Origin of the sequence: Microbacterium californiense, from assembly GCF_047246625.1 — a bacterium.
GTDB lineage: Bacteria > Actinomycetota > Actinomycetes > Actinomycetales > Microbacteriaceae > Microbacterium.
On the sequence record NZ_JBFOKQ010000001.1, the window covers coordinates 2,045,799 to 2,067,736 of the forward strand.

The following is a 21,938-nucleotide window of genomic DNA, read 5'->3' on the forward strand; positions in this document are numbered from 1 at the left end:
TCATCGGTCGGTCACCCGTCTCATCAGCGCGCTCGCCGCCCGGAGCGTCGCGAGCTCCTCCTCGGTGAAGTCGAGCTCGGCGAGCATGTCGGCGAGCAGCACGTCGCGGCGGCGGATGGTCTCGACCACGAGATCGGCCCCGGCATCCGTGATGTCGACCTGCACGCGGCGCCGATCGTCCTCGTCGGGCGTGCGCACGACGTACCCCTGCTCCTCCAGCCCGTTGATCGTGCTGGTCATCGAGGGGGCCGTGACGCGCTCTCGTTCGGCGAGCGCCGAGATCGTGCGGCGCCCGTTCATGCGGAGGTCGGCGAGCACGCCGAGCTGGGCGTCGCTCATGGAGTCGGCGGCGCGGGCGGAGCGCAGGCGGCGCGCGAGGCGGAACGTCGCCATGCGCAGGTCGGTCGCGGTGTCGTGGAGGGAGTCGTCGGAGGCAGCCATTGCTTAGTTAGTCTATCTAATGAATCGAGGGCTGGGGTCGTCCTGGCGGGCACAATGGTACGGTGACCCGAATCCCCGCTCTCGAAATCGCCGTGCAAGATCCCGCCGGAGTGCGCATCGCCGGGGAGGTCGGCGCCGCACGCGTCGAGCTGGCGACCGCGCTCGCGCTCGGCGGACTCACGCCCTCGCCCGCGACGCTGGAGCTCTCGGTCGAGGCCGCGCGTGCGGCCGGCGTCGAGGTGCACGTGCTCGTGCGGCCCCGGGGCGGCGACTTCCACTACACCGCCGACGAGATCGCGGTCACCGAGCGCGACATCCGGCGGGTGCTCGAGGCCGGCGCCGACGGCGTGGTCATCGGCGCGCTCGACGCGGACGGACGGCTCGACGTCGACGTCATGACGCGCCTCCGGGACGCGGCGGAGGGGGCATCCGTCACGCTGCACCGCGCGATCGACGTCACGCCGGACCCGCTCGCCACTCTCGACGCCGCCCGGGCGCTCGGCCTGCGCCGCGTGCTCACCTCGGGCGGAGCCTCCGCCGCGATCGACGGCATCGAAACCCTCCGCACGCTGGTCGCGGCGGCGGAGGGCCGTATCGAAATCATGGCCGGCAGCGGTGTGGACCCGTCGAACGCCGCCGTCCTCGCCGGGACCGGCGTCGACGCCCTGCACTTCTCGGCCAAGCGCAGCGTCGTCTCCGACGGCGGGGTGCGCATGGGCTCCGCGGCCGACGGCGTGGGCGGATACGAGGTGACGGACCGCGACATCGCCTTCGCGGTGCGCGACGCGCTCGGGTCGTGATCGGCGCCCCCGGTAGGCTTCCGGGGTGACGGAGACCCGCGAGTTCACGGATGCCCACGGCATCGCCATCGTCTACGACGTCCATCCCGCGACCACCACCCCGCGCGGTGCGGTGCAGCTGCTGCACGGCGTGGGCGAGCACGCCGGTCGCTACGGCGCGCTGATCTCGGCGCTCACCGCCGACGGCTTCACCGTGTACGCCGACGACCATCGCGGGCACGGGCGCACCGGCATCCGCCAGCACGGCGATCCTGCCCGGCTCGGACGCCTGGGCAAGGGCGGGCTGCGCGCCGCGAAGGATGCCGTGTGGCAGCTGACCCGCCTCATCCGCGACGAGAACCCCGGCCTGCCCCTCGTGCTCCTCGGGCACTCGTGGGGGTCGTTCCTCGCGCAGATGCTCGTGGACGAGCATCCGGAGGCGTACGACGCCGTGATCCTGTCGGGCTCCGCCCTGCGGATGCCGGGATCGCTGAACGCCGCGCCGCTCAACAAGCGCTGGGCCGGTGCTGACGCGACCGGGTACGAGTGGCTGAGCCGCGACCCCGCGATCTGGGCCGCCTTCGACGACGACCCGCTCACGACCGGGGTGCCCCTTCTGCGGCTCTTCGGTCCGATCGAGGCCGCGCGGCTGTACGGGCGGCCCCGCAAGGACCTCGGGCGTGACATCCCGATGCTGCTGCTCGTCGGCCGCGACGACCCCGTCGGCGGGCCCCGCAGCGTGCACCGCCTGGCCGACCAGTACCGGTCGCGCTCCGGGCTGACCGACGTGACCACGCTGGTGTACCCCGAGGCGCGGCACGAGGTGTTCGCCGAGCTGCAGCAGGCCGAGGTGCGCGCCGACACGCTCGCCTGGCTCGCCGCGCGCATCCCCCGCTGCTGACCCCCGCCTTCCCTCCCCCGGTGCGAGAGCCACCCGGGAGGGACGCCGCCGGCTCTAGGCTGGAAGCGTGCACGGTGAATACAAGGTCCCCGGAGGGAAGCTCGTCGTCGTCGACCTCGAGATCGAGAACGGCGCGATCGCGCGGTTCCGCCTGGCAGGCGACTTCTTCCTCGAGCCGGACTCCGCGCTCGACGACATCAACGCCGCCGTGACCGGGCTCCCGGTGGAGTCAGATGCCTCGGCCATCGCCGCCGCGGTGCGCGGTGCGCTCCCCGCGGGCGCGCAGCTGCTCGGATTCACGCCCGAGGCGGTCGGCACGGCCGTGCGCCGGGCGCTCGTCACGGCACCGGGGTGGCGCGACTTCGACTGGGAGATCATCCACGACGAGGCCGTCTCGCCCCGCATGAACCTCGCGCTCGACGAGGTCCTCACGTCGCGGGTCGGCGAGGGGCGCCGGCGTCCCACGCTCCGGATCTGGGAGTGGGACGAGTCGGCGGTCGTGATCGGGTCGTTCCAGTCGTACCGCAACGAGGTCGACCCCGAGGGGGCCGCGCGGCACGGCTTCGACGTGGTCCGCCGCATCTCGGGCGGGGGCGCGATGATGATGGCCGCCGGGCAGATCGTCACGTATTCGCTCTACGTTCCGGCATCGCTCGTGCAGGGCATGACGTTCGCCGACTCGTACGCGTTCCTCGACGACTGGGTGCTGCAGGCGCTGCGCTCCCTCGGCATCGACGCGGTCTACCAGCCGCTCAACGACATCGCGAGCCCGACGGGCAAGATCGGCGGGGCCGCGCAGAAGCGCCTCGCCAACGGCGGAGTGCTGCACCATGCGACCCTCTCGTACGACATCGACGGCCAGACGATGACCGAGGTGCTGCGCATCGGGCGCGAGAAGCTCAGCGACAAGGGCACGACGTCGGCGGCGAAGCGCGTCGACCCCCTCCGCAGCCAGACGGGTCTCACCCGCGCCGAGATCATCGACCGATTCATCGCGACGTTCCGCTCGCTCACGGATGCCGAGGACGGGACCGTCACTCCGGACGAGCTCGCCGACGCCGAGGCGCTCGTGGAGTCGAAGTTCGCCACGGACGCGTGGCTGCACCGCGTGCCGTGAGCGGGACGGATGCCCTCGCGTCGGAGCAGGCTCCGGCGGTCGGCGCCGTCTCGATCATCGAGGGCGACAACCTCGCCGCCGCCCGCGAACTGCCGTCGGGATCGTTCACGCTCGTGTACCTCGACCCGCCCTTCAACACCGGGCGCACGCGCGAGCGGCAGGTCGTCACGGCTCGCCGCACGTCGGCGTCTCCGCAGGGATCCGATTCCGAGGGGACCGAGTCCGCGGAACCGCGGGATGCCGCCGGGAAGCAGGAACCCGCAGACGCCGTCGCAGAACCGGAGACCGCCGAACCGGAACCCCCAGAGCCCGCACCCGCCGACACCGCGCGGGAGTTCCGCCACGGCTTCCACGGGCACCGGTACGAGCGGGTGCGCGGCATCCTGCGCACGTACGACGACCGCTTCGACGACTACGGCGACTTCCTCATGCCCCGGCTCGAAGAGGCGTGGCGGCTGCTCTCCGAGAACGGCACCCTGTATCTGCACCTCGACTACCGTGAGGCCCACTACGCCAAGGTCATGCTCGACGCGGTGTTCGGACGTGACTCGTTCCTCAACGAGCTGATCTGGGCGTACGACTACGGTGCGAAGTCGCGCAGCCGCTGGCCCACCAAGCACGACACGATCCTCGTGTATGTGAAGAACCCGCGGGAGTACGTGTTCAACGCCGACGAGGTCGACCGCGAGCCGTACATGGCGCCGGGGCTCGTCACGGCCGAGAAGGCGGCGCGCGGCAAGCTGCCGACCGACGTATGGTGGCACACGATCGTGCCCACCACGGGGCGCGAGAAGACCGGGTATCCGACGCAGAAGCCCGAGGGCATCCTGCGCCGCATCATCCGCGCCTCGAGCCGCCCGGGCGACCGCGTGCTCGACCTCTTCGCGGGCAGCGGCACCACCGGAGCCGTCGCGTCGGCGCTGGGTCGCGAGAGCGTGCTCGTGGACGACAACCCCGAGGCGATCCGCATCATGCGGGAGCGGATGCCGCACGCCGTGGTCACCCGCGTCTGACGCTGCCGATCGCTGTCAGGCCAACGATTGATTCCGGCATCGAACACGTCACCTCGACGAGGGTGCTTTTTGTGCGCCCCTCGACCGGAGGGTCGCGAGGAGAGGAAGCGTCAAGATGGGAACGGACAGTCCGCCACATCTGCCGAGAGCCAGACCGCTGGCGGTTCGCCTATCCATGATCGCGGTGATCATCACCAGCCTTGTCGGAGCTGCGGCATGTTCATCGATCACCGACCAACCCCGGGTGACGGAATCCTCATCGGCGTCGGTACCGCAACCCACCGACGGAGCCGACTCCTGCGACGCCCCCGTCGGCGAGTTCGAGCGCGCACCCGATGACCTGCGTTGGGAAGCGGTCGACGGAGTCAGCTGGCCCGTGTCCGATTCGCTGGGCCCGACCGCGAACCAGGACGGATGGGCCGTGTGCTTCTCGCGGTCTCCCGTCGGAGCGGCGCTGGCGGCGACGTCGATGCTGTTCGCTGCAGCCGAGCACTCCGGAGTCGACGTCACCGAGTTCTATATGATCGATTCGCCCGGCAAGACTGCCGCCCTCGAGGATGCGAGATCGACGGACACGCCTGATTTCGTGGCTGATATGCGCGAAACGGGGATGACACCGGTCGGCTTCAGGGTGGACGAGTACACCCCCGACCGTGCATCGCTCCAGTTGGTCTTCTCGTTACCGCAAAGCAGGACCGGCTATGTGGGGATTCCGATCACGACGGTTTGGACGGGCGGGGATTGGAGGCTGAAGGTTCTCGATGACGGCACTCTCAGCGAGGTCTCGGAAATGACCGCGGATGACTTCGCGATGTGGGTGAACCCGGGGGACTGAGCGTCACCACCGCCGGACGAGCTCCGACTCAGGCGATGTAGATCTTCCGCAGCGTCTCGGTGACCGTCCAGACCGTGTGCTGTCCCTCGGCGAGGCGCACAACAGACCCCGGACCCACCTCGAGATCGGCCAGCTCCGGGTCGTCGAAGGCGATGCGGGCGCGGCCCGACAGCACGACGAACACCTCGTCGGTCTCGACGTCGGAGGCCGTGCCCGGCGTCATCTCCCAGATCCCGATCTCGGTCGCGCCGCGCAGGGCGAGCGGATGCACGGCGGTGGTCGGGGTGCCGGCGACGACGTCGGCCGCGGGCAGCGGCGTGTGCACGAGGGCGAGGGTCGCGGCATCCGCCGAGGTGCCCGGCCGCAGGCCCGCCGCCGGCTCGGGCAGCAGCCCCTCGCCCACGCCCGGCTCCAGTCCGCTCACGAGTCGAACCCCATGCCGAGAGCGTCGAGCGTCTTGAGGAAGAGGTTGCGCCGGCCCTCGTTGTGGTCGGCGCGGTCCATCGACGCCCGTACGAGGTTGATGCCGATCGACGCGGCGGGCTCGGGCGGGAACGGCACCGGTCGCTCACGCACCATCGCCAACGCCGTGCGCTCGGTCTCGAGGCCGCTCAGCTTGTCGAGCATGACGTCGGCGGCGAAGCGCGCCGCTCCGACCCCGAGGCCGGTGAACCCGGAGGCGTACGTGACGCGTCCCTTGCGGGCGGTGCCGAAGAAGGCGCAGAAGCGGCTCGACGAGTCGATCGCCCCGGCCCACCGGTGGCTGAAGCGCAGCCCTTCGAGCTGCGGGAACGTGGTGAAGAAGTGCGAGGCGAGGCGGCGGTGGCTCTCCATCCGGTCCTCGTACGCGGGGCGCACCTTGCCGCCGTAGTGGTAGACCGCGTCGTAGCCGCCGAACAGGATGCGGTCGTCGGCGGTGAGCCGGTAGTAGTGGAACTGATTGGCGCTGTCGGCGAGGCCCTGACGGTTCTTCCAGCCGATCGAGGCGAGCTGCTCCGAGCTGAGCGGCTCGGTCATCAGCACGTAGTCGTACACCGGAACCGTCATCAGGCGGTTGCGGCGCAGGAGCGAGGGGAAGACGTTGGTGGCGAGGGCGACGGCCTCCGCCGTGACCCGACCGTGACGCGTGACGGCGGCGATCGGTCCCGACCCGTCGCCGTCGATCCCGGTCACCACGGTGCGCTCGAAGATCTCGACGCCGAGGTCGGTCGCGACCCGGGCGAGCTCCAGGCCGAGCTTCGCGGGGTGAACGAGCGCCGTGGTGTCGCGTTCCCAGGCCCCGGCGAGGAACGTGGGGGAGTGCACCTCCGCCTGCACGGCGTCGCGGTCGAGGAAGCCCTCCTCCTCGCGCAGCCACTCCACCTGATGCGGTTCGACGGCGACGGCGAGCTGCCCGGTGCGCTCGAACTCGGCATCCATCCCGTATCGCTTCACGGTGTCCTCGATGCCGTCGAGGTTCGCGAGGCCCAGCCGGTCGAGCTCGCCCATCTCGTCGGGCCAGCGGTTCATCCCGTTCTCCTGGCCGTGCGTGATGCTCGCCTCGCAGAAGCCGCCGTTGCGCCCGGAGGCCGCCCACGCGACCCGCGAGGCCTCCAGCACGACGACACGGCGGTCGGGGTCGCGCTCCTTCGCCCGGACCGCGGTCCAGAGACCGGCGTAGCCGCCGCCGACGACGACGAGATCGGCCTCGATGCGACCGGTCAGCGCCGGGTAGGGCGTGCGGGTGACGTCGTCGAGCCAGAAGACGGCGAACGACGTGTCGCGCAGGGACTCGTCGATCACCGAGGCGGGCGGAAGGCGGCGTTCGAAGACGGTGGTTCCCATGATCTCTCCCTCGCGGAGCTGATATGTCGATATTGACAGTCGGATGCTGTGCTGGCAACCGATTCCGTCGTACGCGACGATCACTCCCTTCCGATTCCGTGTGCTGGGCGCTACTGTGACGCCATGCGCACAGAGACGTTGCAGAACTTCGTCGGCGGCCGGTACGTCCCCGTGGCCGGAGCGGGCTCGGTGCCGCTGATCGACCCGGCGACGGAGGAGGAGTACGGACGGCTGCCTGTGTCGGACCACAGTGACGTCGATGCCGCCTATGCCGCAGCATCCGCCGCCTTCCCGATCTGGCGCGACACCACGCCCGCCGACCGGCAGCTCGCGCTGTTCCGCATCGCCGACGAGATGGAGGCGCGGGCCGAGGAGTTCGCCGATCTCGAGTCGCAGGACACCGGCAAGCCCCGGGCCAGCCTGGTCGCCGACGAGATCGTGCAGTCCGTGGACCAGCTGCGCTTCTTCGCCGGTGCCGCGCGCAGCCTCGATGGCCGGGCCGCCGGGGAGTACCTCGCCGGGCACACCTCGTTCGTGCGCCGCGAGCCGATCGGCGTGATCGGGCAGGTCACGCCCTGGAACTACCCGCTCAACATGGCGGTGTGGAAGATCGCGCCCGCGCTCGCGGCCGGCAACACGGTGGTGCTCAAACCCGCCGAGACGACGCCGCTGTCGACGCTTCTGCTCGCCGAGATCGTCGCCAGCCACACGCCTGCAGGCGTGCTGAACGTCGTGCTGGGTGACCGGGAGACCGGGGTGGCGCTGGTGGAGCACCCGACCCCGCAGATGGTCGCGATCACCGGTTCGGTACGCGCCGGCATGGCGGTCGCACGGTCCGCCGCGAGCGACGTCAAGCGCGTGCACCTCGAGCTCGGCGGCAAGGCGCCGGCCATCGTGTTTCCGGATGCCGACCTCGACAAGGCCGTCGAGGGCATCGTCACGGGCGGGTTCTTCAACGCCGGGCAGGACTGCACGGCGGCGACCCGGGTGCTGGTGCACGCCTCGGTACACGACGAGGTGGTGGCCGCGCTCGTCGCGCGGGCGCGAAGCCATGCCCGGACCGGCGGGCCGCAGGAGGGCGGGGTGCTGTACGGTCCGCTCAACAGCGCCGCGCAGCTGGAGCAGGTGTCGGGGTTCGTCTCGCGCCTCCCCGCGCACGCCCGCATCGAGACCGGTGGGCGTCGCCAGGGCGACCGCGGGTACTTCTGGGAGGCGACGATCGTCTCGGGCATGCGGCAGGACGATGAGGCCGTGCAGGGGGAGATTTTCGGCCCGGTGCTGACGGTGCAGTCGTTCGCCTCCGACGAGGAGGCGCTGGCGATGGCCAACGACGTGCCGTATGCGCTCGCCGCGTCGGTCTGGACGACCGATCACGCCCGAGCGATGCGCTTCTCGCGCGACCTGGACTTCGGCTGCGTGTGGATCAACACGCACATCCCCTTCGTCTCCGATATGCCGCACGGCGGCTTCAAGCATTCCGGCTACGGCAAAGACCTCTCGCAGTACGGCTTCGACGACTACACGCGCATCAAGCACGTGATGAGCGCGTGGGGGTGAGCTGCGTGTTCTCTCGTGGCGGGGTGTGGTGGGGAGATTCCCTGCACTGCTGAGCGGTGGGACGGGGTTATCCCCAATCCGAGTCGTTTTGCGCGGTGAACTGGGTATATCGCGGGCGAATGTCGGTGGCCGTGTGTTGACTGAGCGGTATGAACAACCCCGCCGAGATGCTCGATCAGGTCGCGACCGACCTCCGACGCGTGCTGTCTGCAGACGGGGTGGTGGGGTTGTCGGATGCGGCGAAGATGCAGGTGCTGCGTGCCGCCGGGGAGGTGTCCCGGCTGGTCGATGCGGTGGTCGTGGAGACGGTCGCGTCGGTCGACGGGCGTCCGGCGGGGTCGGGTGAGGCGACGTTCTGCGCGGGGTCGGATGCCGCACGCTCGGGGAGCTGTTGCAGCGGGTGCTCCGCACGGACGTGGCGGGCGCGGGGCGGGTCGTGAAAGCGGCGCGGGTGGTGCACCGGGAGGTCGAGTTCACCACCGGGGCACTGCTGCCGGCGCGGTGGCCCGCCCTGCGGGAGGCGCTGTTGTCCGGCGCGGTCGGAGTCGCGGGGGTTCTCGCGGCCACGGGACCGGTGGAGCAGGCCGCGGGGAGGATCGGTGCGGCGGAGCGGTTGCAGGCGGACGCGGAGTTGGCCGCGTTCGCGCGGGGTTGGGACGCCGTTGAGGACGGCAGTGAGGGTGTCGGCGAGAGCACGGCGGGCGACGCGGCGAGCGCGGTCAGGAATCCCCCGGGGACGCCGGAGGATCTGAGGGTTCTGGCGCAGGCGATCGTGACGTACCTGGACCCGGATGGGGCGGTCCCGGCGGAGGAGATCGCGATGCGCGAGCGGGGGATCATCCTCGGCCGGGCGCGGCATGGCGTCATCCCGATCCGCGGGTCGTTGCTGCCCGAGACCGCGGGACAGCTGCAGCGCATCTGGGACGCATACCTGAACCCGAAAGTCGACGGGCCGCCCCTGCCCGGGGTGCGGTTCGTGGACAGTGACGCAGCGGATGCCCTGGCGGGGCACGACGCGTCCGGATCGATCGCGTCCGGCTCGCGTGCATCAGGGACGACGAACGCGGATTCACTCACGTCCGACAGTCGACCGGGCGACGAGTCGATCCTGCCTCGCAGCGATCCCGGCGGGATGATCGACACCCGCACTCGGGCGCAGAAGCAGCACGACGCCCTCACCGCAGCCCTCGGCATCGCCGCCCGGCACCGGGACATGCCCACCCTCGGCGGGGCGGCGCCGACGCTGGTCGTCTCCGTCGATGCGGGCGACTACACGACCGGACGCGGATGGGCGCACATCGACGGCATCGACACCCCCGTCAGCGTCGCGGCCGCCCGGCACACCGCCTGCGGGGGCACCGTGCAACGGGTGCTGTTCGACCCCGAGGGCCGGATCACCGGCATCAGCTCCACCGACCGGATCTTCACCACCGCCCAACGCCGCGCCATCGCCCTCCGCGACGGCGAATGCCTCATCCCCGGCTGTCACGTTCCCGCAGCATGGTGCGAAATCCACCACGTCACCGAACACGCCCGCGGCGGACCCACGAGCACCGACAACGGCGTCGCCCTGTGCTGGCACCACCACCGCACCCTCGACACCTCCGGGTGGGACATCCGCATGCAGAACGGCATCCCCCACCTCCGCGGACCCGCCTGGTGGGACCCCCACCGCACCTGGCGCACCCCACACCGCCCGACACCGAGCCACACGACGGCGACGGTGGCGGCGTCCGCGACGCGGCGCCGGACGCACACTCCGCTGCGCGCCTGACCGACACCCCATCCCGCTGTGATCACCGCAGGTCAGCGGCCGACGATCCCGCTCATCATCGTCGGGGTGGCGCGCTGCTGCGCAGGAGGCTCCGTCGGCAATCGTCGAGGGGTCACCCGGGCCCCGGTACGAAAGGATTCTTCGCCCACCGGCCGAATACGACGCGAAGTGTCTATTAACTGCATACCGGTGTGCAATGCTCGAATGACCTGACCCGGGGGGATCGCTCGCATGTCCAGACCGCTCGCAGGACCGCAGACTCTTCTGCGCGTCCTCAACGGCCGGGCAATCCTCGAATCCCTCGCGAACGAGGGAGCGCAGACCCGCACTGACCTCATGCACGCGACCGGCCTGTCGCGCACCGCGGTCACCCAGGTACTGCGCATGCTCGAGACCGCCGGAGCCGTCGCCCCCGCCGGCATCGACCGCGGCAGCAGAGGGCCAGCCGCGACGCGGGTCGGGCTGCATCCGGAGCTGGGCTTCGCGGCGGCGATCCACGTCGACCATCGGGCGGCGCACGTGGTCCTGGTCGATGCGACGGGAGCCGTGCGCGCCGAGAAGCACGCCCCGTTCCCCCCTCGCGCAGACCGCGGCGCGCACATCGCGGAGCTCGTCGACGCCTGCCGAGCCGACGCGCGGGGTCCTCTGCACCTGGCGGTCGTCGGCGTGCCGGGCATCGTCACGACCGACGGCAGCATCCGCGACGAGCAAGGACCCGACGGCGGCGCCTTCCGGTCTGCGCTCGCGCATCGGCTCGGGTGTCCCGTCCGCATCGAGAACGACGTCAACCTCGCCGCTCTCGCCGAGTTCACCTCCGGCAACGGCGGCGATCTGGCCAGCTTCTCCCTCCTCCTCCTCGACGGCGGGCTGGGCGCGGGCACCGTGATCGACGGTGCGGTGCACCGCGGCGCATCCGGGGTGGCGGGCGAGGTCACGTACCTCCCGCAGTCCCCGCTGCCCATCGGTGCCCCGGTGATCAACGACCAGGTGGTCGCCGATCTCGCGCTCGCGGGCGGCCTCGACCCGACGGCGCCCCTCGACGTGCACCTCGAAGCTGCCGCGCAGGGCGACGAGGCGTCTCTGCACATGGTCGCCGAGATCGGCCGGCGCCTCGCCATCGTCGCCGGCACCATCGGCCTCGTCCTCGACCCCGAGGCGTTCATCCTCAGCGGTCAGGCGGCGCACCCGCTCCTCGCCGACGCCGTGCGCCGTGTCGGGGAGGAGTATGCACCCCGCCTGCCGCTGCGCTTCGTCGAGTCGACCTTCGGGCCCGAGGGCGCGCTCGTCGGGGCGGTCGGCGAAGCGGCATCCGCTCTGCGCGAGACGCTGTTCGACCGCATCCTCGCCCCGCCCGGTGCGACGCCCCGCTGACCCCCGAATCCCGACCGCACCACCACCCCACACCGGCACCCACTCCACCACCCGCACCACCCGACAGGACCGACGCGACGATGACCGCCCCCTCCGACCTCACTTCCCGCCTGGGCCTCGGCCCGGACGCCCGCGCGGTCATCCTCAACGCCGACGACTTCGGCATGTGCCACGCGGCGAACACCGCAATCTCCGCGCTGCTCGCCGACGGGCGCATCGACTCGGCGACCGTGATGGTGCCGTGCTCGTGGTCGCCCGAGGCGCTCGCCTTCGCCGCGGCCCGCACCGATCTCGACGTGGGCGTGCATCTCGTGCTGACGAGCGAGTGGACCCGGTACCGGTGGCGCCCGCTGACGGACGGACGGTCTCTCGTCGACGCGGACGGCTTCTTCCCGCCGCAGGTCGTCACGGTGGAGCAGCAGGCGGACGAGGACGAGGTCGTCGCCGAGCTGGCCGCCCAGCTCCAGAGCGCCCTGGATGCCGGCGTCGACGTGACGCACCTCGACAACCACATGGGCTCGGTCTACGGGCTCGAGACGGGCCGCGACTTCCTGCAGCACGTGTTCGCCCTCGCGGCCCGCCACCGCCTGCCCTTCCGGCTCCCTCGGATCATGGACGGCACGGAATCGGATGCCGCGCTGCAGAGCAAGCTCGCCCTCGCCGCGACCGTCGCCGCGGAGCACGGCATCGAGATCGTCGACCGCCTCTGGACCCACCCGTTCGAGCTCTCGGGCGAGGGCACGGACCACGAGGAGAGCTACGAGCAGGTGCGCGACGGCTTCATCGCGCTGCTGCGCGCGGCCCCGGCCGGGGTGACCGAAATCTACCTGCACCCGATGACCGGCGGCGAGGAGCTGCGGGCGGCCGTCGACTACGGCTCCGAGAAGCGCGAGTACGAGCGGCGGCTGCTCAGCGACTCCGCCGTGCTCGCAGCCATCGAGGAGGAGGGGCTCGTGCGCATCGGATGGCGGGCGCTGCGCGACCTGCAGAGAGGAACCACACGATGACCACATTCACCGAGCGCCTGCGCGACCGACGACTCGACGCCGCGCCGACGCGGGCGCAGACCATCGCGTTCGGCGCGTCCGGATTCCCGACGCAGCTGATGACGCAGACGTTCTCCGCCTTCGTGGTGTACTTCTACGTCTCGCACCTCGCGGTGCCGGCCGGGTGGGTGGCGGCGGCGATGATCGCCCACGGCATCCTCAACGCCGTCCTCAACCCGGTGGTCGGGGCGATCTCCGACCGCCTGCGCACGCCGTGGGGTCGGCGGATCCCCTGGATCGGGCTCGGCATCGTCCCGCTGGTGGTCGCGTTCGCCCTGGTGTGGATGCCGCCGGCCCTGCCCGTGGGCGGGCTGATCGTCTGGTTCCTCGTCGTCGTCGCGGTGTACGACGTCGCCTTCGTGGTGGTGGTCCTGAACATCTCGGCGCTGTTCCCCGAGATCTTCCGCACGACCGACGAGCGGGCGCGGGGCAACGTCCCGAGGCAGATCTTCGCGATCCTCGGCATGGTGCTCGGCACCGCGGGCGCACCGCTGCTGTACGGATCGATCGGCTGGCCCGGCATGGCGATCGTGCTCGGCGCGGTCTGCCTGGTGCTGCTCGTCTGGTCGTTCACCGGGGGCATGATCGAGCGGCGGGTGCCCGAGGCGGGGGCGGCCGCGCCGATGCCCTGGCGCATGCAGCTGCGCTACACCTTCGCGAATCGCGCCTTCGTGCCCTACGTGCTCGGCTCCCTGTGCGTGCAGACCTCGATCGCGGTGATCCTCGCGGCGCTGCCGTTCTACGTGCGGTACTCGCTCGGCGCACCCGAGGGCGAGGGCAGCATCCTGCTCGGGGCGATCTTCGTGACCGCCATCCCTTCGATCGTGCTCTGGAGCGCGATCGTGCGGCGCACGAGCCCCCGCACCGCGCTGCTGTGGAGCGTCGGCGTGTTCGGCGTCGCGGTGCTCGGCTACCTGATCCCCACCAGCGTGCTCGGGGCGGCTCTCGTGGGGGTCGCGGCGGGCGTCGGCGTGGGCGGGCTGCTGCAGCTGCTCGAGGTGGTGCTGGCGCAGATCATCGACGAGGATGCCGTGCGCACGGGTCACCGGAGGGAGGGCGCGTACTTCGGGGTGAACGGCTTCGTCGTTCGCGGTTCCGTGGTCCTGCAGGCGATCGTGGCGGCCTGGGTGCTCACGGCCTCGGGCTTCGACGCGACCCTGGGCGATGCGCAGCCCGACAGCGTCGACGGCGGCATCCGCCTGATGCTGGCCGTGGTGCCCCTGGGCTTCACCGCCCTCGGGTGGGTGTGCTTCTTCTTCTACCCGATCCGCACGCGAGACCTCTAGGACGCCGCGCGCCGGGCCTCCCAGCCGGTGCGCACCATCTCGTCGACCGAGTAGCGCATGCGCCAGTCCAGGTCGCGGGCGGCGAGCGTGCCGTCGGCCACGATGCGGTCGGGGTCGCCGGGGCGCCGCGGGCCGATCTCGGGGGTGAAGGCGATGCCCGTGACGCGGACCATCGCGTCCATGATCTGCTTCACGCTGAGTCCGTCGCCCGAGCCGAGGTTGTAGGCCGGTTCGAGGGGATCGCCGGCGGCGAGCCGCTGGGCCGCGGCGACATGGGCGGCCGCGATGTCGCCGACGTGCACGTAGTCGCGCACGTTCGTGCCGTCCTCGGTCGCGTAGTCGTCGCCGTTGATCCGCGGCGTCCTGCCGGCGAGCAGCGCCTCGAACACGATCGGGAAGAGGTTGTGGGGGCTCACGTCGTACACGGTCGGGTCGGCCGATCCGACGACGTTGAAGTAGCGCAGCGACGTGTGACGGAGCGGAGCATCGGACTCGGCGGTCGCGATCGCCTGATCGCGGAGCAGCCATTCGCCGATGAGCTTGGACTCGCCGTACGGGCTGGCCGGCTTCTTCGCGGTGTCCTCGACGACCAGCGCCACCTCGGGGGTGCCGTAGACCGCCGCCGAGGAGGAGAACACGATGTTCGCGACACCCGTCGCCTGCATGGCCTCGAGGAGCACGCGGGTGCCCTCCACGTTCTGCGCGTAGGTGTGCAGCGGGCGCTGCACCGAGACGCCGGCGTACTTGTAGCCGGCCACGTGGATGACGCCCTCGGCGGCGTGCTCGCGCAGCGCCTGCTCGACCAGCGGGCGATCGAGGATGCTGCCCCGCACGAAGGGCACCCCCTCGGGCACGAACGAGGCGACGCCGCTGGAGAGGTCGTCGAGCACGACCGGCTCGAGTCCGGCGGAGGCGAGGGCGCGCACCACGTGCGCGCCGATGTAGCCGGCACCGCCGGTGACGATCCAGGACATTGCGTTCCTCTCCGGGCCGCGCGCTCGCCGGCTCCGAGGTCGATTCTGTCAGGCGTCGCGCCGCGCCCCCGCAGCCGGGGTGACCGGGAACACGGTCGGGGCGGCGAAGCCGCCGTGCGAGAACGCATCGCGGACGGCATCCGACACGGCATCCACGGCATCCTGCTCGACCAGGGCGATCGCCGCCCCGCCGAAGCCGCCGCCGGTCATCCGGGCGCCGAGAGCACCGGCGCCCCTCGCTGCCTCGACGGCGGTGTCGAGCTCGGGCACCGAGATCTCGAAGTCGTCGCGCATCGACGCGTGCGAGGCGAGCAGCAGGTCGCCGATCGCCCGGGCGCCCTGTTCGCGCAAGGTCCGCACGGTGTCGAGCACGCGCTGGTTCTCGGTCACCACGTGCCGCACACGACGGAAGGTCACGTCGTCCAGCAGTCGCCGGGCGCTGTCGAGGTCGGCCACCGACACGTCCCGCAGGCTCGGCACGCCGAGCAGGGCCGCGCCGCGCTCGCACGCCTCGCGGCGCTCGCGGTACCCGCCGGTCGCATGGGTATGGGAGACGCGGGTGTCGATCACCAGGATCACGAGGCCGGCCTCGGCGACGCCGACCGGCACGCGCACCGCGTCGAGCGTGCGGCAGTCGAGGAAGATCGCGGCGTCGGGGGCCCCGAGCATCGACGCCATCTGGTCCATGATGCCGGTGGGGGCGCCGACCGCCTCGTTCTCGGCACGGCGGCCGACACGGGCGAGGGCGGTGCGATCGAGCCTGGCGGTCCACAGGTCGTTCAGGGCGGATGCCGTCGCGCCCTCGATCGCGGCGGACGACGACAGGCCCGCGCCGACGGGGACGTCCGAGGCGATCGCGATGTCGATGCCCTGCGCGGCGGCATCCGGCGCCGCCTCACGCAGCGCCCACGCGACCCCGAGCGGATATGCGGCCCAGTCCGGCACGCGGGCGGCGGAGCCGGCATCCGCAGGGAAGAGCGCGTCGAGATCGGCGAGCGCGACCTCGACCGCCCCGTCCGCGAAGGTCGAGACGACCCGGATCCGGTCCTCGGCGCGCAGACCGGCCACCGCCACCGTCCGCTGCGGGATCGCGAACGGCAGCACGAAGCCGTCGTTGTAGTCGGTGTGCTCGCCGATGAGGTTGACCCGTCCCGGCGCGGACCACACGCCCTCGGGTTCGCGCCCGGTCACCGACCGGAACAGGTCGCGCGCGGCATCCTGGGCCGTGTTCACGCCGTGACCTCCGGGACGGCGGCCAGCGCGGTGCGCAAGCGCTCGGCGCCCTGCTCGGGGGTGACCTCGGCGGCCCAGGCCCACATGGCCGCCTCGGATCCCGCCAGGAACTTCAGCTTGTCGGCGGCGCGACGGGGACTCGTGAGCTGCAGATGCAGCCGCACGGCGTCGCGACCGGTATGCACGGGCGCCTGATGCCACGCGGCGATGTACGGTGTGGGCGCGTCGTAGAGCGCGTCGACTCCCCGCAGCAGGCGCAGGTACAAGGGAGCCAGCTCGTCGCGCTCGGCCTCGGTCGTCGCGGACAGGTCGGGCACCTGGCGATGCGGCAGGAGGTGCACCTCGACCGGCCAGCGGGCGGCGAACGGCACGAAGGCGGTCCAGTGCTCGCCGCGCAGGACCACGCGCTCGGATGCCTGCTCGAAGGCGAGGATGCGGTCGAAGAGGTCGGCGCCCGCACGGTCGAGCGAGTCGAGCAGGCGCGCGGTGCGCGGGGTCACATACGGATACGCGTAGATCTGCCCGTGCGGATGCGGGAGCGTCACGCCGATCGCCTCGCCGCGGTTCTCGAACGGGAAGACCTGCTCGACTCCGGGGAGGGCCGAGAGCGCGGCGGTGCGATCCGCCCACGCCTCGATCACGGTGCGCGCGCGCGTCACGGTCTGCGTGCCGAACGAGCCGGTGTGCTCGGGGCTGAAGCACACGACCTCGCAGCGGCCGACCGACGTGCGGGTGCGACCGAGGTCGAGGGCGTCCAGGTCGTCGAGGCCCCGTGGGGCGTCCTCCGCGCGGGGCGCCGCGCCGACGGCTTCCGCAAGGGCGGGACCGAAGGCCGGGGAGCGGTTCTCGAACACGGCCACGTCGTAGCGCGACGGCACCTCGGACGGATTCTCCGGTGTCTGCGGAGCGAGCGGGTCGGCGTGGGCCGCCGGCATCATGACGCGGTTCTGGCGGTTGGCCGCGACCGTGATCCAGTCTCCGGTCAGCACGTCCTGCCGCATGGTGGCGGTCGCCGGCCGCGGGTCGAGGGTGCGCGCGTCGACGGAGCGCTCGGAGCCCAGCGTCGTGCCGGGGTCGTCGTAGTAGAACAGCTCGCGTCCGTCGGCGAGCAGGGTCCGGCGCTTGGTGACGCCGCCGCCGAGGCTCTCGGTCGTCATCGCGCGCTCCCCGGGTGCTCGCCGCCCTACGCGCCGAGGGCCGCCGACACCACGGCGCGCGCCTCCGCCTGCACCTCGGCGAGGTGCTCCGGACCACGCAGGCTCTCGGCGTACAGCTTGTAGACGTCCTCCGTGCCCGAGGGGCGGGCGGCGAACCACGCGTGCTCGGTCTGCACCTTCAGGCCCCCGATCGCCGCCCCGTTGCCGGGCGCGTGCGACAGCTTGGCGGTGATCTCCTCGCCCGCGACGGTCGTGGCGGTCACGGCATCCGGAGCCAGCCTGCCGAGCGCGGCCTTCTGCTCGGGCGTCGCCGGGGCGTCGACCCGCTGATACGCGGACGACCCGAACGCCTGCTCGAGCTCGGCGTAGCGCTCGGACGGGCTCTTGCCGGTCACCGCGATGATCTCGGCGGCCAGCAGGCACAGCAGGATGCCGTCCTTGTCGGTCGACCAGACCGAGCCGTCCTTGCGGAGGAACGAGGCGCCCGCCGACTCCTCGCCGCCGAACGCGACCGAGCCGTCGAGCAGGCCGGGCACGAACCACTTGAACCCGACCGGGACCTCCAGGAGGCGCCGGCCCAACGACTCGGCCACCCGGTCGATGATCATCGACGACACGAGGGTCTTGCCGATCGCGGCGTCGCGCGGCCACTCCGCCCGGTGCGAGAAGAGGTAGTCGATGGCGACGGCCAGGTAGTGGTTGGGGTTCATCAGGCCGCCGTCCGGCGTGACGATGCCGTGCCGGTCGGCATCCGCGTCGTTGCCGGTGAGGACGTCGAAATCGCCCTTCTTGGCCACGAGCGACGCCATGGCCGAGGGCGACGACGGATCCATGCGGATCTTCTCGTCCCAGTCGAGCGTCATGAAGCGCCACGTCGGGTCGACCTCGGGATTCACGACCGTGAGCTCGAGGTCGTAGACCTCCTTGATGAGGGCCCAGTACTCCACGGAGGCCCCGCCCAGCGGGTCGGCGCCGATGCGCACGCCCGCGCGCCGGATCGCGTCGACGTCGATGATCGACGCGAGGTCGCGCACGTACGCGTCGCGGAAGTCGTAGGTGCCGATCGTGTCGGCGTCCAGGTCGGCGAAGCGCACCCGCTTCACGCCGTCGAGGCCGTTCTCGATGAGCTGGTTCGCCCGGTCGGCGATCCACCCCGTGGCGTCGGTGTCGGCGGGGCCGCCGTGGGGCGGGTTGTACTTGAAGCCGCCGTCGCGGGGCGGGTTGTGCGACGGCGTGACGACGATGCCGTCGGCGCGGCCGGCGTCGGCCTCGCCGGACCCCGGCGCGCGGTTGTACGTGAGGATCGCGTGGCTCAGGGCCGGCGTCGGCACCCAGGAGTCGCGGGAGTCGACGCGCACGTCCACACCGTTCGCGACCAGCACCTCGATCGCGCTGCGCTCGGCGGGCAGCGACAGGGCGTGCGTGTCGCGGCCCAGGAACAGCGGACCGGCGATGCCCTGCCGGGTGCGGTAGTCGACGATCGCCTGAGTGGTGGCGAGGATGTGGTTCTCGTTGAAGCTCCCGCTCAGCGAGGAGCCGCGGTGACCGCTCGTGCCGAAGGCCACGCGCTCGCCGGGCACGTCGGGGCGGGGGGCGCGGTCGTAGTAGGCGGCGATCAGCTCGTCGACGTCGATGAGGTCTGTTTCCTCCGCGGGGAGGCCGGCACGGCTCGTCATCCCCTCAGTCTGCACCGATCGGCGCCGCGACGAAACTTCGCGTCGGGGGATTGACGCGGAGGGATTCGAGGGGACGAGACGCGGCGACGTGGAACGATCGCGGAGGGATAGGGTGAAACGCGTGACCGAACGCCGCACCTACAGCTATCTCGGACCCGCGGGGACCTTCACGGAAGCGGCACTCGACCAGGTGGCCGAGGCGCGGGGCCAGGAATGGCGTCCGGTGCACAACGTCGGCGAGGCGCTCGCCGACGTGCTCGAGGGGCGCAGTTTCGCGGCGATGATCGCGATCGAGAACTCCATCGAGGGCGGCGTCTCGACCACGCAGGATGCCCTGGCCACCCTTCCCGGACTCCGCATCATCGGCGAGTACCTCGTGCGCGTGAACTTCGTGCTCGTCGCTCCGCGCGGCACGACCCTCGACGACGTCACCGTCATCGCCGCCCACCCGGTGGCGTACGCGCAGTGCCACGGGTGGCTCGGAGCGCACATCCCGGCGCACTCGCACGTGCCGGCGTCCAGCAACGTGGCCTCCGCGATCGGCGTGCTCGACGGCACACTGCCCGCCCAGGCCGCCATCGCCGCCCCCGGCATCGTGAAGCACTACGACGTCGACGTCCTGGCCTCCGGCATCGGCGACAACGCGCAGGCGGTCACCCGGTTCGTGCTCGTCACGCGCACGACCACCCCGCCCGAGCCGACCGGCGCCGACAAGACCTCGCTCATCGTCGAGCTCCCCCACGACCACCCCGGGTCGCTCCTCGAGATGCTGGAGCAGTTCTCCACCCGCGGCATCAACCTCTCGCTCATCGAGTCGCGGCCCATCGGCGACGAGCTCGGCCGCTACCGCTTCGTGATCGACGCAGACGGCCACATCGAGCACGAGCGCATGGCCGATGCGCTCCTCGGCATCCGCCGCTTCAGCCCGCGCGTCGTCTTCCTCGGCTCCTACCCGCGCGCCGACCGGCAGATCGTGCACTACCCCGAGCGCTACGCCGACGAGGTCTTCGTCGAAGCGCGCGACTGGCTGCGCGGCATCCTCTCCGGCGAACCCGAGGCGTGACCCCCGGCTGATGCCTGCGGCGGCTCAGTGCTCGCGGAACATCGGCCAGTCGCTGCCCGGCGCCATCCGCGAATACAGCGCGCTCTTGGCCACGGTGAGGGTCGGGTACGTGCCGGCTGCGGCATCCGCTCCCGCCATCGTCACCTGATACCCCTGCTCGTCGTGGCGGATGCTGCCGACCACGCCGTTCTTCCCGTACGCGACCCACAGCGCGAGTGTGGTGGTGGTGCTCATCGTCGAACTCCTCTCCATCGCCGAGGCTACTCCCGCCTCCCCGCCCCTGCTACCCCCGCCCCGGAAGGGGACGGACGGGAGGGGGCGGAGGGCCCGGGCGCGTCAGAGGGCGGCGGCGACGAGGTCGAGGGTCTGGGCGCGACCGAGGGCCGAGTCGGCGGGCTCCGCGGCGTACGAGCCGGCCACGGGCGACAGCATGACCTCGTCGACGCCCCAGCGGGCGGCGAAGTCGCGGACCTCCGCGGCGACGGACTCGCCCGTTCCGACGAACCACCGCGCGCGGGCGGCCTCGACGACCTGATCGGTCGCGGCATCCGACTCGGCGCCGAGGGCCTCCTCGACCGTCTCGAGCGCTTCGAGGGGCTTGTTCAGGCGCAGGCGCGCCATCATCCGCAGCTGGGGCAGGGCGCGGGCCTCGGCCTCCTCGACCGTGGGGGAGGCGACGGCGTTGACGGTCAGGAACGTGCGGGGCTCGGGGTGCTCCTCGCTGGGGCGGTAGCCGGTGCGGTAGAGGTCGAGGGCACGCTCGAGGCCCTGGCCCGAGAAGTGGTTCGCGAAGACGTAGGGCAGGCCCTGGGATGCCGCGAGCTGAGCCGAGTAGTCGCTGGAGCCGAGCAGCCAGATCTCGGGGGCACCCGTCGCCGCCGGGGTGGCGCGCACGGTGTACTCGCCGCCGGAGGTGAAGCGCACGGTCGCGCCGTCGCCGGAGACGAGGGCGGAGATGTCCTGCACATGGCGGGGGAACTGCTCGACGTCGCTCGTCGTGCCCGACCCGCGCAGCAGCTGGGTGATGACCGGGTCGCTGCCGGGCGCGCGTCCGAGACCGAGGTCGATGCGCCCCGGGGCGATGGCCTCGAGGGCGGCGAACTGCTCGGCGACGATGAGGGGCGCGTGGTTCGGCAGCATGACGCCGCCCGAGCCCAGCCGCACGCGCGAGGTCCTCGTCGCGGCGGCGGCGATCAGCACCGGCGGCGTGGTCGAGGCCACCGCGGGCATGTTGTGGTGCTCCGCGAACCAGTAGCGGCGGTAGCCCAGCCGATCGGCGGTCTCGGCGAGCGAGAGCGAGGCGGCGATGGCCTGGGAGCTGGTCTGCCCGGTGCGCACCGGCACCAGGTCGAGGACGGAGAGTGCGACGTCGTTCATCCTCGTCTGCAACCGCGCGGGCGAGCGGGGCATTCCCGCTCGCCCGTCCGGGGTGCGCGTCCCGGGTCGTGCGGCCCGGGGGGGCGGTCAGGCGGCGACCGGCGAGGCGGATGCCGGGGCGAAGGCGTCGGCGAGAGAGCGTCGGGCGAGGCGGTAGCGGATGTGCCAGGCGGCGCTGTAGCTCTGCTCGGGGAGGTCGGCGAGCAGAGCGCGGTCGTCGGCGCCGAGTCCGTCGCGCCGTGCCTCGCGCAGGAGGTCGTCCTTCGTGGCCGGGTACTCCATCGTGGTGAGGAAGCGGTCGAGGGCGGGAGAGGGGGACATGGGCTCCTCCTTGGGAAGTGCAGACTGCGAGTGGGGGGACGAGGGGGAGGGAGGCGTGGGGCGCGCCCGCCCGCGCCCCCCCCCCCCCCCCCCGCGGGCGGGGGGGGGGGGGGGGCGGGCGCGGGGCCCGGGATTACACCCCGATAATTCGCGGCGGGGCCCCGTGCCGGTCCGGGGAGATTAACCACAACAC

Annotated in this window: 22 protein-coding genes; 12 read left to right on the forward strand and 10 right to left on the reverse strand. The window is 71.9% G+C overall.

Going from position 1 to position 21,938, the window contains the following annotated elements:
• Window positions 1-441, reverse strand: a complete 441-nt coding sequence (locus AB3M82_RS09760; RefSeq protein ID WP_412957473.1) for a MarR family winged helix-turn-helix transcriptional regulator — start codon at window positions 439-441, stop codon at window positions 1-3.
• A gap of 62 nt (window positions 442-503) precedes the next feature.
• Between AB3M82_RS09760 and AB3M82_RS09765 the strand changes: the two genes are divergently transcribed.
• The 5 genes from AB3M82_RS09765 (at window position 504) to AB3M82_RS09785 (ending at window position 5,086) form a co-directional block, all read left to right on the forward strand.
• Complete coding sequence (locus AB3M82_RS09765; RefSeq protein WP_412957474.1) at window positions 504-1,241, forward strand: copper homeostasis protein CutC; 738 nt, start codon at window positions 504-506, stop codon at window positions 1,239-1,241.
• 25 nt (window positions 1,242-1,266) lie between these two features.
• Window positions 1,267-2,121 (forward strand): alpha/beta fold hydrolase, encoded by an 855-nt coding sequence (locus AB3M82_RS09770; protein ID WP_412957475.1) that lies wholly within the window; start codon window positions 1,267-1,269, stop codon window positions 2,119-2,121.
• A gap of 67 nt (window positions 2,122-2,188) precedes the next feature.
• Window positions 2,189-3,238, forward strand: a complete 1,050-nt coding sequence (gene lplAB, locus AB3M82_RS09775; protein ID WP_412957477.1) for a lipoate-protein ligase LplAB — start codon at window positions 2,189-2,191, stop codon at window positions 3,236-3,238.
• Between the two features lie 53 nt (window positions 3,239-3,291).
• Entirely contained in the window at window positions 3,292-4,251 is a 960-nt protein-coding gene (locus AB3M82_RS09780; RefSeq protein ID WP_412958035.1) for a DNA-methyltransferase, read from the forward strand.
• A 175-nt stretch (window positions 4,252-4,426) separates the two neighbouring features.
• Window positions 4,427-5,086, forward strand: a complete 660-nt coding sequence (locus AB3M82_RS09785; RefSeq protein ID WP_412957478.1) for a DUF8175 domain-containg protein — start codon at window positions 4,427-4,429, stop codon at window positions 5,084-5,086.
• A 28-nt stretch (window positions 5,087-5,114) separates the two neighbouring features.
• Here AB3M82_RS09785 and AB3M82_RS09790 read toward each other — a convergent pair whose 3' ends face one another.
• Both AB3M82_RS09790 and AB3M82_RS09795 read right to left on the reverse strand, forming a co-directional pair.
• Window positions 5,115-5,510 (reverse strand): cupin domain-containing protein, encoded by a 396-nt coding sequence (locus AB3M82_RS09790; RefSeq protein WP_412957480.1) that lies wholly within the window; start codon window positions 5,508-5,510, stop codon window positions 5,115-5,117.
• Window positions 5,507-6,910, reverse strand: a complete 1,404-nt coding sequence (locus tag AB3M82_RS09795) for an NAD(P)/FAD-dependent oxidoreductase (protein ID WP_412957481.1) — start codon at window positions 6,908-6,910, stop codon at window positions 5,507-5,509. Before AB3M82_RS09795 ends, AB3M82_RS09790 begins: the two co-directional genes overlap by 4 nt.
• 123 nt (window positions 6,911-7,033) lie before the next feature.
• On the opposite strand from AB3M82_RS09795, the gene AB3M82_RS09800 reads away from it, so the two are divergent.
• From AB3M82_RS09800 to AB3M82_RS09825, 6 genes are all read left to right on the forward strand, one after another.
• Window positions 7,034-8,467 (forward strand): gamma-aminobutyraldehyde dehydrogenase, encoded by a 1,434-nt coding sequence (locus AB3M82_RS09800; protein ID WP_412957484.1) that lies wholly within the window; start codon window positions 7,034-7,036, stop codon window positions 8,465-8,467.
• 149 nt (window positions 8,468-8,616) lie between these two features.
• Window positions 8,617-8,907 (forward strand): hypothetical protein, encoded by a 291-nt coding sequence (locus AB3M82_RS09805; protein WP_412955697.1) that lies wholly within the window; start codon window positions 8,617-8,619, stop codon window positions 8,905-8,907.
• Window positions 8,883-10,241: an HNH endonuclease signature motif containing protein gene (locus AB3M82_RS09810; protein ID WP_412958036.1), complete on the forward strand. Its 1,359-nt coding sequence runs from the start codon at window positions 8,883-8,885 to the stop codon at window positions 10,239-10,241. The genes AB3M82_RS09805 and AB3M82_RS09810 overlap by 25 nt, the downstream gene beginning before the upstream one ends.
• Window positions 10,242-10,472: 231 nt before the next feature.
• Window positions 10,473-11,612, forward strand: coding sequence for an ROK family transcriptional regulator (locus AB3M82_RS09815; RefSeq protein WP_412957486.1), 1,140 nt, complete (start codon window positions 10,473-10,475; stop codon window positions 11,610-11,612).
• 80 nt (window positions 11,613-11,692) lie between these two features.
• Window positions 11,693-12,619 (forward strand): polysaccharide deacetylase family protein, encoded by a 927-nt coding sequence (locus tag AB3M82_RS09820; RefSeq protein ID WP_412957488.1) that lies wholly within the window; start codon window positions 11,693-11,695, stop codon window positions 12,617-12,619.
• Entirely contained in the window at window positions 12,616-13,944 is a 1,329-nt protein-coding gene (locus AB3M82_RS09825) for an MFS transporter (protein WP_412957489.1), read from the forward strand. Before AB3M82_RS09820 ends, AB3M82_RS09825 begins: the two co-directional genes overlap by 4 nt.
• On the opposite strand, the gene galE is transcribed toward AB3M82_RS09825, so the two are convergent.
• Genes galE through pgm form a run of 4 tightly spaced genes read right to left on the reverse strand, consistent with a single transcriptional unit; the run spans window position 13,941 to window position 18,984 of the window.
• Window positions 13,941-14,918, reverse strand: coding sequence for a UDP-glucose 4-epimerase GalE (gene galE / locus AB3M82_RS09830; protein WP_412957490.1), 978 nt, complete (start codon window positions 14,916-14,918; stop codon window positions 13,941-13,943). The two genes, AB3M82_RS09825 and galE, sit on opposite strands and share 4 nt — an antisense overlap.
• A 48-nt stretch (window positions 14,919-14,966) precedes the next feature.
• Complete coding sequence (gene galK, locus AB3M82_RS09835; protein WP_412957491.1) at window positions 14,967-16,151, reverse strand: galactokinase; 1,185 nt, start codon at window positions 16,149-16,151, stop codon at window positions 14,967-14,969.
• Complete coding sequence (galT, locus tag AB3M82_RS09840; protein WP_412957493.1) at window positions 16,148-17,308, reverse strand: galactose-1-phosphate uridylyltransferase; 1,161 nt, start codon at window positions 17,306-17,308, stop codon at window positions 16,148-16,150. Before galT ends, galK begins: the two co-directional genes overlap by 4 nt.
• A 26-nt stretch (window positions 17,309-17,334) precedes the next feature.
• A complete protein-coding gene (pgm, locus tag AB3M82_RS09845; RefSeq protein WP_412957495.1) occupies window positions 17,335-18,984 on the reverse strand; it encodes a phosphoglucomutase (alpha-D-glucose-1,6-bisphosphate-dependent) in 1,650 nt (549 codons plus the stop codon).
• Between the two features lie 112 nt (window positions 18,985-19,096).
• Here pgm and pheA point away from each other — a divergent pair, with 112 nt between their 5' ends.
• On the forward strand, window positions 19,097-20,047 hold the full coding sequence (gene pheA, locus AB3M82_RS09850) for a prephenate dehydratase (protein WP_412957496.1): 951 nt from the start codon (window positions 19,097-19,099) through the stop codon (window positions 20,045-20,047).
• Between the two features lie 24 nt (window positions 20,048-20,071).
• Here pheA and AB3M82_RS09855 read toward each other — a convergent pair whose 3' ends face one another.
• The 3 genes from AB3M82_RS09855 to AB3M82_RS09865 form a co-directional block, all read right to left on the reverse strand.
• The gene (locus AB3M82_RS09855; RefSeq protein ID WP_412957498.1) at window positions 20,072-20,281 is read right to left on the reverse strand and encodes a methyltransferase; all 210 of its coding nucleotides are present in this window, start codon (window positions 20,279-20,281) and stop codon (window positions 20,072-20,074) included.
• Between the two features lie 102 nt (window positions 20,282-20,383).
• Window positions 20,384-21,424 (reverse strand): LLM class flavin-dependent oxidoreductase, encoded by a 1,041-nt coding sequence (locus tag AB3M82_RS09860; RefSeq protein ID WP_412957499.1) that lies wholly within the window; start codon window positions 21,422-21,424, stop codon window positions 20,384-20,386.
• Window positions 21,425-21,511: 87 nt separating this feature from the next.
• Window positions 21,512-21,745 carry a DUF2795 domain-containing protein gene (locus AB3M82_RS09865; RefSeq protein WP_412957500.1) on the reverse strand — a complete coding sequence of 78 codons (234 nt, stop codon included), beginning with the start codon at window positions 21,743-21,745 and terminating at the stop codon, window positions 21,512-21,514.
• Window positions 21,746-21,938 lie beyond the last annotated feature (193 nt).

Excerpts from the sequence above, each read along its gene's own strand:
- AB3M82_RS09800 (WP_412957484.1), top strand. The coding sequence starts at position 7,034 with ATGCGCACAGAGACGTTGCAGAACTTCGTCGGCGGCCGGTACGTCCCC.
- AB3M82_RS09820 (WP_412957488.1), top strand. The coding sequence starts at position 11,693 with ATGACCGCCCCCTCCGACCTCACTTCCCGCCTGGGCCTCGGCCCGGAC.
- AB3M82_RS09860 (WP_412957499.1), bottom strand. The coding sequence starts at position 21,424 with ATGAACGACGTCGCACTCTCCGTCCTCGACCTGGTGCCGGTGCGCACC.
- AB3M82_RS09855 (WP_412957498.1), bottom strand. The coding sequence starts at position 20,281 with ATGAGCACCACCACCACACTCGCGCTGTGGGTCGCGTACGGGAAGAAC.
- galE (WP_412957490.1), bottom strand. The coding sequence starts at position 14,918 with ATGTCCTGGATCGTCACCGGCGGTGCCGGCTACATCGGCGCGCACGTG.
- pgm (WP_412957495.1), bottom strand. The coding sequence starts at position 18,984 with ATGACGAGCCGTGCCGGCCTCCCCGCGGAGGAAACAGACCTCATCGAC.
- AB3M82_RS09785 (WP_412957478.1), top strand. The coding sequence starts at position 4,427 with ATGATCGCGGTGATCATCACCAGCCTTGTCGGAGCTGCGGCATGTTCA.
- galT (WP_412957493.1), bottom strand. The coding sequence starts at position 17,308 with ATGACGACCGAGAGCCTCGGCGGCGGCGTCACCAAGCGCCGGACCCTG.
- AB3M82_RS09760 (WP_412957473.1), bottom strand. The coding sequence starts at position 441 with ATGGCTGCCTCCGACGACTCCCTCCACGACACCGCGACCGACCTGCGC.
- AB3M82_RS09865 (WP_412957500.1), bottom strand. The coding sequence starts at position 21,745 with ATGTCCCCCTCTCCCGCCCTCGACCGCTTCCTCACCACGATGGAGTAC.
- AB3M82_RS09795 (WP_412957481.1), bottom strand. The coding sequence starts at position 6,910 with ATGGGAACCACCGTCTTCGAACGCCGCCTTCCGCCCGCCTCGGTGATC.
- AB3M82_RS09815 (WP_412957486.1), top strand. The coding sequence starts at position 10,473 with ATGTCCAGACCGCTCGCAGGACCGCAGACTCTTCTGCGCGTCCTCAAC.
- AB3M82_RS09805 (WP_412955697.1), top strand. The coding sequence starts at position 8,617 with ATGAACAACCCCGCCGAGATGCTCGATCAGGTCGCGACCGACCTCCGA.
- AB3M82_RS09825 (WP_412957489.1), top strand. The coding sequence starts at position 12,616 with ATGACCACATTCACCGAGCGCCTGCGCGACCGACGACTCGACGCCGCG.